This is a genomic window from Nocardia sp. Root136 (assembly GCF_001427185.1).
GTDB classification, from domain to species: Bacteria; Actinomycetota; Actinomycetes; order Mycobacteriales; family Mycobacteriaceae; genus Nocardia; species Nocardia salmonicida.
The window spans coordinates 512,910-524,565 of the sequence record NZ_LMFE01000007.1; the positions used below are offsets into that span (position 1 = coordinate 512,910).

General features: G+C 68.0%; 11 protein-coding genes. 5 read left to right on the forward strand and 6 right to left on the reverse strand.

Annotation, left to right across the window (positions count from 1 at the left end; genetic code table 11):
- Positions 1 to 10: 10 nt before the first annotated feature.
- Both ASD42_RS19335 and ASD42_RS19340 read left to right on the forward strand, forming a co-directional pair.
- Complete coding sequence (locus ASD42_RS19335) at positions 11 to 289, forward strand: helix-turn-helix transcriptional regulator (protein WP_056818574.1); 279 nt, start codon at positions 11 to 13, stop codon at positions 287 to 289.
- The gene (locus tag ASD42_RS19340) at positions 286 to 819 is read left to right on the forward strand and encodes a hypothetical protein (RefSeq protein WP_056818576.1); all 534 of its coding nucleotides are present in this window, start codon (positions 286 to 288) and stop codon (positions 817 to 819) included. The genes ASD42_RS19335 and ASD42_RS19340 overlap by 4 nt, the downstream gene beginning before the upstream one ends.
- A gap of 60 nt (positions 820 to 879) precedes the next feature.
- Here ASD42_RS19340 and ASD42_RS19345 read toward each other — a convergent pair whose 3' ends face one another.
- The 4 genes from ASD42_RS19345 to ASD42_RS19360 are packed head-to-tail and all read right to left on the reverse strand — an operon-like array spanning position 880 to position 6,046.
- Positions 880 to 1,482 (reverse strand): GTP-binding protein, encoded by a 603-nt coding sequence (locus ASD42_RS19345; protein ID WP_174551063.1) that lies wholly within the window; start codon positions 1,480 to 1,482, stop codon positions 880 to 882.
- A complete protein-coding gene (locus tag ASD42_RS19350; RefSeq protein WP_056818578.1) occupies positions 1,463 to 1,837 on the reverse strand; it encodes a DUF742 domain-containing protein in 375 nt (124 codons plus the stop codon). Before ASD42_RS19350 ends, ASD42_RS19345 begins: the two co-directional genes overlap by 20 nt.
- A gap of 7 nt (positions 1,838 to 1,844) precedes the next feature.
- Positions 1,845 to 2,258 (reverse strand): roadblock/LC7 domain-containing protein, encoded by a 414-nt coding sequence (locus ASD42_RS19355; RefSeq protein WP_011207200.1) that lies wholly within the window; start codon positions 2,256 to 2,258, stop codon positions 1,845 to 1,847.
- Positions 2,255 to 6,046 (reverse strand): sensor histidine kinase, encoded by a 3,792-nt coding sequence (locus tag ASD42_RS19360; RefSeq protein ID WP_084787204.1) that lies wholly within the window; start codon positions 6,044 to 6,046, stop codon positions 2,255 to 2,257. The genes ASD42_RS19355 and ASD42_RS19360 overlap by 4 nt, the downstream gene beginning before the upstream one ends.
- A 319-nt stretch (positions 6,047 to 6,365) precedes the next feature.
- Between ASD42_RS19360 and ASD42_RS19365 the strand changes: the two genes are divergently transcribed.
- The 3 genes from ASD42_RS19365 (at position 6,366) to ASD42_RS19375 (ending at position 10,629) form a co-directional block, all read left to right on the forward strand.
- Entirely contained in the window at positions 6,366 to 8,411 is a 2,046-nt protein-coding gene (locus tag ASD42_RS19365) for an AMP-binding protein (protein ID WP_056818583.1), read from the forward strand.
- 158 nt (positions 8,412 to 8,569) lie between these two features.
- Entirely contained in the window at positions 8,570 to 9,265 is a 696-nt protein-coding gene (locus ASD42_RS19370; protein WP_056818585.1) for a response regulator transcription factor, read from the forward strand.
- Between the two features lie 137 nt (positions 9,266 to 9,402).
- Positions 9,403 to 10,629, forward strand: a complete 1,227-nt coding sequence (locus ASD42_RS19375) for a sensor histidine kinase (RefSeq protein WP_307591096.1) — start codon at positions 9,403 to 9,405, stop codon at positions 10,627 to 10,629.
- A 54-nt stretch (positions 10,630 to 10,683) separates the two neighbouring features.
- Here ASD42_RS19375 and ASD42_RS34455 read toward each other — a convergent pair whose 3' ends face one another.
- Both ASD42_RS34455 and ASD42_RS19380 read right to left on the reverse strand, forming a co-directional pair.
- Positions 10,684 to 10,830 carry a hypothetical protein gene (locus tag ASD42_RS34455; RefSeq protein WP_156677508.1) on the reverse strand — a complete coding sequence of 49 codons (147 nt, stop codon included), beginning with the start codon at positions 10,828 to 10,830 and terminating at the stop codon, positions 10,684 to 10,686.
- 97 nt (positions 10,831 to 10,927) lie between these two features.
- Positions 10,928 to 11,590 carry a hypothetical protein gene (locus ASD42_RS19380; protein WP_056818589.1) on the reverse strand — a complete coding sequence of 221 codons (663 nt, stop codon included), beginning with the start codon at positions 11,588 to 11,590 and terminating at the stop codon, positions 10,928 to 10,930.
- Positions 11,591 to 11,656 lie beyond the last annotated feature (66 nt).

The window sequence follows — 11,656 nt, forward strand, 5'->3', positions numbered from 1 at the left end:
ACTTTGTTAGGTGAGCCCAGTCAGACGAGGGGAAACCCTGCCGATCTTCAATCGCATCGCCGTGTTGCGCGCGGAGCATCGGATGAGCAGGGCGGCGCTTGCCGAGGCCGTCAACGTCAATGTCCAGACGATCGGCGCGCTCGAGCGTGGCGATCACTATCCGAGCCTCGATCTGGCGATGCGCATCTGCGATGTGTTCGCGCTGCCGGTCGAAGTCGTGTTCTCCCGCAAGGAATTCGGGCCGTTGTCGGCCGAGCTCTACCCACGCACGAAAGGCGAGATGCCATGACCAGCACGCTCATCGACCGCTACCAGAATTACCGCGTCCGGCGCTGGCTGGCCCAGGAGCAGCAGACCTCGGGGATGTTGAGAAGCTGGCGACCGCTGCGTCGGCGGCGGATTCTCGTCGTCGTCGTGACGATCGCCCTGCTCGGGCTCGCGGGCGCGGGGGTGATCCGCGCGCTGGACCTGTCCGGCGCGCCCGTGGTCGCGCTCGTCTCGGCGCTGCTGTTCCTGCCCAGCTGGACGATGTTGCGGATCGCGTCGGGCGGGCAGGACCACGCACCCGACCAGATGCTCGACGAACTGGAGATCACCGAACGCAACAAGGCGCGTTCGGTGGGGCTCGCGCTCACTCAGTCGCTGACCATGCCGCCGCTGGCGTACCTGATTTTCGGCAGCACGTTCTCACCGGAGACCGACGCCTACAACATCGCCTACGCGGGCGGACTGATGATGCTGGCCACGATCATGGCAGGCGGCTGTGCGCCGGCGATGATCCTCGGCTGGACCCGGCCCGATCCCGAACCAGAGTCCTGACCGAGCACGGCCCGAACGAGGGCGGGGCTGCGGCCTTCATCGCGGCAGCCCCGTCTCACGTCAGTAGCCCTGCATGACCTTGCGCAACGCGTACTCGGTCAAGGCGACCAGGGCCTGCTTGGCCGGTTCCCGGCGACGGGCGTCGATCGACATGATCGGCACGTCGGCGGGAACCGCGAGGGCCTGGCGGATGTCCTCGAGCGGGTACTTCGGCGCGTCGTCGAACTCGTTGAGCGCCACCAGGAACGGCAGCCCGCGGGCCTCGAAGTAGTCGACAGCGGCGAAGCTGTCTTCGAGCCTGCGGGTGTCGACCAACACCACGGCGCCGATGGCGCCGCGGATCAGGTCGTCCCACATGAACCAGAACCGATACTGGCCCGGCGTACCGAACAGGTACAGGACCAGGTCGTCGGCGAGGCTGATGCGACCGAAGTCCATCGCCACCGTGGTGGTCGATTTCTGCGGAATACCGGTCAGGTTGTCGATTCCGGTACTGGCGTTGGTGACCAACGCCTCGGTGCGCAGCGGAACGATCTCCGACACCGCGCCGACCATCGTGGTCTTACCCACGCCGAAGCCGCCGGCGACCACAATCTTCGCCGAAGTCGGCTTGGCCGTGCGGGTGTCGACCTGCGCCGTCGAATCAAATACGCCGGAGTCCACTGAGAACCCTTTCGATCAGCTCGCGACGTTCATCGTCGCTGGAATCGTCTTTCAAAGTTGCCGAAACCCGGACATGACCGGCCTCGATCAGGTCGGCTACGAGTACCCGGGCCACCCCGATCGGGATGTACAGCTGGGCAGCTATCTCGGCAACGGACGGCGATTGCCTGCACAACTCCACGATGGACGTTTCGAGGTTGTTCAGTTCGTACTGCCGCTCCATGGCGACCGGATGCGATGCGACGAGTGCCTCCAGCGCCAACTCGACCGCCGGCCTGGTGCGGCCGGCAGTCAAGGAGTACGGGCGAACGAGGCTGGGCTCGGCGCTCCCCATGCGGTGATCGTCTATGTCCATCCCACCATCAGGAACCCATCGTGACGCGAGGCGTGGCCTGGACCGTCTGGCCAACGCGCTCGACCAGAAGTGCCATTTCGTAGCCGACCTGACCGATGTCACACGAGGTGTTGGTCAGGACCGCTAGATATGAGCCGTCGCCGACTGCCATGAGCAGCAGGTATCCGTGCTCCATCTCGACGACGGACTGGAGTACCGTACCGCCTTCGAACAGATTCGACACGCCGACGGACAGGCTGGCAAGTCCGGCGGTCACAGCGGAGAGCTGCTCGGCGCGGTCGACCGGGAGCTGAGCGCTCGCGGCCATCAACAGTCCGTCAGCCGAGACCAGGACGGCATGGGCTACGCCAGGAACCTCGTTGGCGAAGTTCGAAACCAGCCAATCCAGCTGACGGTTCGTACCACCTAGATCGGGGTTCATCGGTCTCCTTTATCTCCGGTTAGGTTCATTGCCTTCATTGCGCGGCCATCCCGGACGCCCTGCTGGTGACGACTCAGGCTGTTGCGGATCGTGGCGGGATCGCGTTGCTGCGGAGTGCGATCGGCGGTGCCGCTCACACCACCCGGCACAAGCCTCCCGCCCGGACTGCGCTGAGGCAAGCCGGCGGCGGTACGCACCTCGGACTGGGCTTCGCTCGCCGCGCGAGCAGCCTCCCAGCCGTCATCACCGGGTGATTCGAAGGACGCGGCCATCTGGTTCCGGTCGGAATTCTCGTCCGTGAGCCACGACGACATCATCTCCGCGAAGATCGGTGTTCCGCCCATCACGGAATCACCTTCCGGTGCCGGCTGCAACCTGGTCTGGAAGAACGACGCAGCCTTGACCGGATTGGACCGGAAGCTGTGCCGACCCGGATCACGCCCTGCCGACGCAGCGTTATCCGGCCCCGCAGGGTCCCGATCCCGTTGCGGCAGAGCCACTCCTGGCCCGGCGGTCGCCTGCGGTACAACACTAGCCCCGGGATCGCGCTGCGGCAGCCCATTCGGCGCAGCCGCACGTTGAGGCAGTCCGTTGGGTGCGTCCCGCTGCGGTTGACCCGCGGCCGGGGCGCGCTGCGGCAGACCGTTGTCGGCCGGATCCTGCTGCGGCGCAGGGGTTGCGCGCTGCGGCAGGCCGTTGGCCGGACGGGCGGGCTGGGCCCGCTGCGGCAGTCCGTTGGCCGGATCACGTTGGGGCAGACCGCCGGTCTGCTCACGCTGCGGCAGGCCATTGGCCGGATCACGCGATGGCAGACCACCGGTCGGCTCACGCTGCGGGAGGCCGGTCGACGGGTCACGTTGGGGCAGACCGCCGGTCGGCTCACGCTGCGGCAGACCGCCGGTCTGATCGAGCCTGGGCAACCCACCGGACTGATCCCGACTCGGCAGACGCGGCGCGGGATCGCGTTGCGGCAGACCGCCTGCGGGATTGCCACGCTGCGGAAGACCGGTCGACGGATCACGCTGCGGCGGCGTGGAATCACGCTGCGGTGCGGCGCTTGCCTGACCACGCTGCGGCAATCCGGTCGACTGCGATGGATCACGCTGCGCACTCGCGGGGTCACGCTGCGGCAGACCCGTTGCCGGATCACGCTGCGGAAGACCACCGGTCGGCTCACGCTGCGGGAGGCCGGTCGACGGGTCACGCTGCGGCAGACCACCGGTCTGCTCACGCTGCGGCGGCCGCGGTGCCTGGTCGCGCTGCGGCAGCCCGACCGAAGGATCACGCTGCGGGGCGCCGTTGGCGCCCGGCGAACGCTGCGGCAGACCACCGGGGGTACTCCCCCGCTGCGTCTGTGCCGGATCGCGCTGAGGCGGTGCCGAATCACGCGGCGACTGAGCCTGCGGCTGCGCGGAGTCGCGCGACGGCGCACCGTTGGCACCCGGCTGACGCTGCGGCAACCCACCACCGGCCTGCGGCGATCCACCCAGCTTCTGCTCGGTCGGACCCTGCTGACCCGGCCCGGCGGGCGGACGCGGCGGGCCACCCGGTGCCAGATTGCGCTTGGGCAGATTCGCCGCGGCGAGCTTGCCGCGCTGCGGCACGTTCGTCTGTCCCGGCGCGGGCGGGCGCAGCGACGGCGACGACTGCTCGGTCGCGTCCTGGGCAGCGCCCGCAGCCATCGAGTTACCCGGCTGACGCTGCGGCAACCCACCACCGGCACCCGCCGGGGTCGGCCCGCTGACGCCGGGATCCACGGTGACCATCACGTTGCCACCCGGGGTGCGGGTGATCGCGCGGGTCTGCATGGTGCTCGGCTGCTGCTGCGGGTTCGGCTGCTGCTGCTGGGGCGGTGTCTGCGGACTCGGCTGTTGCTTCTGCAACTGCTGCGGCGGGATCACGGTGCCGCCGGCCACCGCGACGATCAGGCCGACCGGCACGTGCACGGTGACGGTGACGCCGGGATCGCGGGCGGTATCGAAGGTCGGGCGAAGTCGCACGGTGAGACCGTGGCGCTCGGCTAGTCGGCCCACCACGAACAGACCCATGTGGCGAGCGGTGTCGGGACCGGGCTCGGCGGTCTGGCCGAGCCGGTGGTTGATCTCCGACATCTCCGCGGGCGGCATACCGATACCGCGGTCGGCGACCTCGATCAGCAGACCCTGGTCGTGCGCCTGGGCGAAGGTGAACTTGACGTCGGTCTCGGGCGGGGAGGCCCGCAGCGCGTTGTCGAGCAACTCGGCGAACAGGTGCGCCATGTCGGAGGCGGCCGGTTCGACCAGCGAGCCGCGCGGTGTGGCGCCGAGCTTGACCCGCTCGTAGTCCTCGACCTCGGAGATCGCGGCGCGCAGCACGTCGGCGATCTCGACCGGAGCCGACTTCGTCCGGCGCTGCTTGGTACCGGCCAGAATCAGCAGGTTGTCACCGTTGCGGCGCATGCGCGCGGCGAGGTGGTCGAGCCGGAAGAGGTTCTCGAGCAGGCGCGGGTCCTTCTCGTCGTACTCCATCGCCTCGATGAGGGTGAGCTGATGGTCGACGAGCGACTTGGAGCGCCGGGCCAGGGTCTCGAACATGTCGTTGACCTGCGAACGCATCTGCGCCTGGTCACTGGCCAGACGCAGCGCCTGACCGTGGATATCGTCGACGGCGCGGGCGAGCTGGCCGATCTCCTCGTCGGAGCGCACCGGCATCGGCTCCAGCGGCACGTCTTCGGGCGCGGCACCGTTGCGGAGCTGGGCGACCTCGTGCGGCAGATCGGACTCGGCGACGCGCAGCGCGGCCAGTCGAAGGCGGTGCAGCGGCACGATCATCGAGCGGGCGACGAACACGGCCAGCAGCAACGCGGCCAGGATCGTCGCGATGACGACCGCGGTATAGGTCCAGGCGCCGGTGGCGGCCGCGCCTGCCAGCTCGTCCATCGAGGACTCGATGGCCTTGGTGGCCTCGTTGACGACGCCCTCGTAGCCGATGAGGCTGGTGTACAGCGAAGTGCGCAGGTCGCTGACGGGCAACTTGCCTGCCTGCACTTCGGGACTGCTGATCAGGTTCTTCCGGACGTCGGCCTGTGCCTTCAGGTCGGCGATGACCCGGTCACCGGCCGGGAAGCGGATGGCGAGCACTTCGAGCAGGTGGTTCTCGGTGCTGACGCCGGTGAGAAAATTCTGCGATCCGGTCGGCAGACCACGCAGCATCTCGGAGAGCCCGGCGAGCTCGTCGACGAGGAGCGAGCGGGTGTTGAGAGAGTCGACCAGTCGCAGCTTGGCCGTATCCATCACTGGATCGCTCACCTGCGCCACGGTCGTCTCGACGATGTCGACGCTTTCCTTACGCATCTGCTCGACCGAGGCCAGCGCGGGCTCGGCCGACGTGGTCAACGCCGTGCCCTGCCCACGCACCGTCTTGGCCTGGGTGATCATCCGCTCCAGCGCGGAGTGCGCCTTCGGCAGATCGATCAACTTGCCGTGGGCGACTTCGGCCGTAGCGATGGCGGCGTCGAGCTCGGTGAGGTCCTTCTCGGTGACCAAGCTGATTCCGGGGCCTGCGGGCACCATCTGGCTGCCTGCGACCTTCGCGGTGCTCGCGCTCAGCGCGGTGACCGAAGGAATCGTGTCGATCTGCTCATTGATGCTCGACAGCCGGTTGGCTTCCGAGAACTCCGAGGTAATTCTCGACACGCCGAGCCCGACCGCGACCGCGAGTGGCACGGCAAGCACGGCCGTAACCTTCCAACGCAGGTCCCAGTTGCCGAGCGCCCAGCGTTTACTGCTGGACCTAGCGGCGTCACGCATCTCCCACTCACTTTCCAAACTGGCCTCGTACCGTACGCCTGAGGCGAACCTCCACAGGCGCGATGGTGGCTCGCCAGTGGCTGCTGGCCGAGAACTACGGCTGGCCGAGAAATTGCGTCTACGACTGCCCGAATAAGTGACATCGGATTCTAACGGATCAATAACTTCTTGGCTGACTCCCGGTCGAGGTCCGCTCCATGACCAGCCTGTTGTAGGCAAAACCAAAGGTCGCGGCACCCCCTCGGGTGTCGCGTGAAGTCTGCCACAATCATCTGGATCTATCGAGCGGGCATCGAAGCGAGGCTAGGGAGTCACGGGGTTGGACACCGAACACGAGTACCGGCCGGTCTATCAGACCAGCCTGGTCGACCCAGCCGACTTCTGGTCCGCCGCAGCTCAGAGCATCGAGTGGGATGTCGAACCCCAGCAGATCGTCGATGCCGCCGATAAGCGATCGGCCCGATGGTTCCCCGACGCCCGCCTCAATACCTGCGTGAACGCCCTCGACCGCCACGTCCGAGCGGGCACTGTCGACGAGGGTGGACATGCTGATCGACCCGCCCTCATATATGTCTCCGCTATGACGGACACCACCACGATTTACACCTACGCCGAATTGCTCGACAAAGTGGCCGAGTTCGCCGGGGCCATGCGCGATCTCGGTGTGGTGGCCGGTGATCGAGTGGTGATCTATCTGCCGATGATCCCCGAAGCGGTGATCTCGATGCTGGCGTGTGCCCGCATCGGCGCGGTGCACTCGGTGGTGTTCGGCGGGTTCGCCGCGCCCGAACTGGCTGCCCGCATCGACGACGCCGAGCCGGTCCTGATCGTCACCGCGTCGGGCGGGCTCGAACCCCATCGCCGGATCGACTACCCGCCGATCGTGATGGCCGCGCTCGACCTCGCCGAGACCGCGTCGGTGCGCACGGTGATCGTCAAGCAGCGACCCGAGTTCACCACGATCGAGTTCCCCGCCGCCCTGCCCGCCACCGACGTGTTGCCGCCCTCGGAGCAGACCGTCGCCGCCCGCTGGATCGATTGGGATGCCTGCGTCGACGGCGTCGCGCCCGCCGATCCGGTCTCGGTGGCCGCCACCGATCCGCTCTACATCCTCTACACCTCGGGCACCACGGGAAAGCCGAAGGGCGTGGTGCGCGACAACGGCGGACACGCGGTGGCGCTGGCCTGGTCGATGCGCAATATCTACGACGTCGGCCCTGGTCAGGTGTTCTGGGCCGCCTCCGATGTGGGCTGGGTCGTCGGCCACTCCTACATTGTCTACGCGCCCTTGCTGGTCGGCGCGACGACGGTGCTCTACGAGGGCAAGCCCGTCGGCACCCCCGACGCGGGCGCGTTCTGGCGGATCATCGACGAGCACGACGTGCGGGTGCTGTTCACCGCACCCACCGCGTTGCGCGCGATCCGCCGTGCCGACCCCGACGCCACCGCGGCCAACCGCTACGACCTGTCCCGGCTGCGCGCGCTGTTCTGCGCGGGCGAGCGGCTCGATCCGGCCACCCTCGAGTGGGCGACGAGCACCCTGCTCGCCGAGCATCCCGACACCCCGGTGATCGATCACTGGTGGCAGACCGAGACCGGCTGGCCGATCTGCGCCGACCCGCTCGGCCTGCAGGAACTGCCCGTCAAGCCCGGTTCGGCGAGTGTGCCGGTGCCCGGCTACCGGCTGCGGGTACTCGACGCGAACGGCAACGCGGTGCCCACCGGAACCGAGGGCAATATCGTCATCGGGCTGCCGCTGCCGCCCGGCTGCCTGACCGGGTTGTGGCGCGACCGGGAACGCTTCATCCGCTCGTACCTGTCGGCCTTCCCCGGCCACTACCTCACCGGCGACTCCGGCTACTTCGACGAAGACGGCTACCTCTACGTCCTGGGCCGCAGCGACGACGTGATCAACATCGCCGGGCACCGACTGTCGGCGGGCAGCATCGAGGCCGCCATCGCCGGGCACGAGGCCGTCGCCGAATGCGCGGTGATCGGCATGCCCGACGAGCTCAAGGGCAGCCTGCCGCTGGCGTATGTGGTGCTCAAGCAGGGCGTCGACATCGACCAGCAGCAACTGCGCGCCGAACTCGACGACCGGGTCCGCGCCCAGATCGGTGCGATCGCCACCCTGCACGACTCGATCATCGTCACCGGCCTGCCCAAGACCCGCTCGGGCAAGATCCTGCGCAAGACGATCCGTCAGCTCACCGCGGGCGAACACGTCGAAACCCCGGCGACCATCGAGGATCCCCACGTCCTGACTGCCCTCGCCGACCGCATCCTCGCCAACCCCCCACTCGGCAGCATCACCACAACCGCCACCCCTGAACAGGACAACGACCCGGTTTCCCCTGCTCCGTGAACACCCGAGGTCCTTCACAGCCCCGCAGGGGCGTCTCGGCCGCCTCGATCTGGACTGACCAGAGGGTGCGACGAAGGAGTGCCCGCCGGGAGGGAAGATCGAGGCCGACAGGCCGAGACCACGCGGCCCCCGGGCCGCCGAAAATATAGGCTCACGGAGTGACTTCCTCTACGGTCCTCGTCGTCGATGACGACGAGGACGTTCTCGCCTCGGTCGAACGTGGCCTGCGACTGTCCGGGTTCCGGGTGCTGGTCGCGCGCGACGGCGGCGCCGCGCTGCGAGCCGTCGCCGAGCAGGCGCCCGACGCGGTGGTCCTCGACATGAACATGCCGGTCCTCGACGGTGCGGGCGTCGTCACCGCCCTGCGTGCGATGGGCAACGACGTACCCATCTGCGTGCTCAGCGCCCGCGCCTCGGTGGACGACCGGATCGCGGGCCTCGAATCCGGCGCCGACGACTACCTGGTGAAGCCGTTCGAGCTCGCCGAACTGGTGGCCAGGATCAAGGCCCTGCTGCGCCGTCGCACCGACACGCCCGACCCCGTAGCGCCCGGTGCGCTGACCGTCGGCCCGCTGCTGGTCGATGTCGCGGGATATCGCGCTCTCCTGCGCGGACGCGAAATCGAGCTCACCAAAAGGGAATTCGAATTGCTGTCCACGCTCGCCCGGAATGCCGGTGTGGTGTTGACGCGCGAGCGACTGCTGGAATTGGTGTGGGGTTACGATTTCATAGCAGATACGAATGTGGTCGATGTGTTCGTCGGATACCTGCGCAGGAAACTCGAAATAGATGACACGCCAAGGATTTTGCACACGATTCGCGGGGTGGGTTTCGTACTCCGGGAATCGAAATGATCCCCGAGCCCCCGAAACATCTTCGCAGACAATCGTTTTCGCTCCGGACCAGAGTCGCGGGAGCGGCTGCGGCAGGTGCGGTCATCATCGTCACGATCGCCGCTTTCGTGGGTTTCCAAGCAATCGAACGCAATAATGTGACCCAAACCGATCAGCAACTGGAAATCGCTTCGCGCATCGTGCTGATCGAGCCGGTGCTGGCAACCGGTTTCGTCAACCTGACCGGCCTGCAGAACACCATGGCGCTCACGGTGCGCGACGACGGCCAGGTGACCGCGTCGAGCTCCACCCAACTGCCGGACCTGCCCCCCGGCTCGCAGACCGTCGAGCTACACGGCCAGCCCTATCGGGTGCTGACCACCACCGAGAACCAGCCCACGGGCCGCACTGTCTCACTGGCGATTCCGACCACCGAGGCCACCAAGGCGACCGACGACCAGCAGCGCTGGGTCCTCGCGGGTGCGGCGATCGCGGTGGCGGCCGCGGCGGCGCTGGGCTGGTTGCTCGCCGGGCGCGCGGTCGGCCCGATCGTGAAGCTGACCAGGCAGGTATCCGCCCGCAGCGCGGGCGGCGAGCCGGACGAGCACGATCGACCGGTCGACGGCTCCGGTGTCGACGAGGCGGTGAAGCTGGCCGACGCGGTGAACACCATGCTTGCCCGCGTCGACCAGGCGCAGGCCGAGACCGCTGCCGCCCTGGAGACGGCCCGCGATTTCGCCGCCGTCTCCGCCCACGAACTGCGCACCCCGCTCACCGCGATCCGCACCGACCTCGAGGTCCTGCGCACCCTCGACCTCACCGACGAACAGCGTCGCGAGATCCTCGACGACCTCGCCCGCAACGAGACCAGGGTGGAAACCACCCTGTCGGCGCTCGAACGGCTCGCCCGCGGCGATCTCACCGCCGAAACCGATCACGTCCCCACCGATGTCGCCGACCTGTGCGACCAGGCCGCCCACGACGCCATGCGCCACAACCCCGGCCTGTCGGTGCGCATCGACACCGACGCCGAACTGGTGACCCGCGGCCTGCCCGCCGGCCTGCGCCTTGCCGTCGACAACGCGCTCACCAACTCGGTGAAGCACGGCGGCGCCACCGCCGCCGTCGTCTCGGCGCACCGCACTCCGCACGGTCGGATCGTCATCGCCGTCGACGACAACGGCACCGGCGTGGCGCCGGAAGAACGCGCGGCGGTCTTCGCACGGTTCGCCCGTGGCACCAACGCCGCCAAGGGCGGTTCGGGTCTGGGCCTCGCGCTGGTCGCCCAACAGGCCCAGTTGCACGGTGGGCTGACGTACTTCGAGGACAGTCCGCTCGGCGGCGCCCGCCTCGTCATCGACCTGCCCGCTCGCCCGGCCCGGTAGAAACACGAAAGCCCCGCACCCATCCTGATGGTGGGTGCGGGGCCGAGCTCGCTACTACTTGTCGCTCTTGAAAGCGTCCTTCACTCTGCCCGCCGCGCGCTCGGCAGCAGCCTTCACGTTGGCCGCTGCCTTCTTCGCTTCCGCCTCGATCTTCTCGCCCTCGGCCTTGGCCTTGGCTTTGGCATCGTCGGTGTCGGACATCGAACCTCCACTCTCGTGAGTTCCGCGCCTGACCCGGCACGGGTGAAGATACTCGCGAGACTACCGCACAGTTAACGCGCAGCGACTGAAGCTTTTATCAGGGCAGAACCTGCGGGATCGCGTCCGGGATGACCAGACCGATGACCGCGCCGAGCACCGCGCCGGTGATCGCCATGGAGACGCCCGAGGTGAACGCGCAGACGAAGTAGCCGATGATGAACGCGGCCAGTGCGGGAATGCACAGGATCGCCGCGGTCAGGAAGCCGACGGTGGCACCGGCGGCCGCACCGTTCTGGACGGGATCGTGGTTGCCGGCCTCGGGGTTGGTGGCGATGCTCTTCAGCTCGTCGGTGGTGGCGGCGGACAGCTGCGGGGCGATCTGCAGGGTGCGACCGTCCTCGGAGATGACCGAAGCCAGCGCGACGTTGTTGCCGCCCGCGGTGGCCAGCGTCAGCGGAAACTCGCTGACCTTGGCGCCCGCGGCGGAGATGACGGCGACGTTGGCGGAGTCGGGCGAGAGCACGAAGGTGCCGTTGTCGACGGTCGCGGAGATGGTGCGCAGATCCGGCGAGACGACGGTCTTGTAGCCGACGCCCTCGGAAACGCCTTCGCTACCGAGCGCGGTCGCGATCTCGCCCTGGCGCTCGACGGTGACGTCGGCGGCCGCGGTGCCCGTGGTGACGAGCGAGGCGGCGACGGCCAGCGGCAGTGCGGCGAAGACCGCGCGGCGACCGGCGCGAGTGATGGTGTGCTTGAACATTATTCGGTGCTCCCTCCCGATGCTTCCGAAGAATCCCCGAACCCCCCGGACGAATCGAAAAAATCT

Excerpts from the sequence above, each read along its gene's own strand:
- ASD42_RS19340 (WP_056818576.1), top strand. The coding sequence starts at position 286 with ATGACCAGCACGCTCATCGACCGCTACCAGAATTACCGCGTCCGGCGC.
- ASD42_RS19350 (WP_056818578.1), bottom strand. The coding sequence starts at position 1,837 with ATGGACATAGACGATCACCGCATGGGGAGCGCCGAGCCCAGCCTCGTT.
- ASD42_RS19355 (WP_011207200.1), bottom strand. The coding sequence starts at position 2,258 with ATGAACCCCGATCTAGGTGGTACGAACCGTCAGCTGGATTGGCTGGTT.
- ASD42_RS19360 (WP_084787204.1), bottom strand. The coding sequence starts at position 6,046 with ATGCGTGACGCCGCTAGGTCCAGCAGTAAACGCTGGGCGCTCGGCAAC.
- ASD42_RS34455 (WP_156677508.1), bottom strand. The coding sequence starts at position 10,830 with ATGTCCGACACCGACGATGCCAAAGCCAAGGCCAAGGCCGAGGGCGAG.
- ASD42_RS19380 (WP_056818589.1), bottom strand. The coding sequence starts at position 11,590 with ATGTTCAAGCACACCATCACTCGCGCCGGTCGCCGCGCGGTCTTCGCC.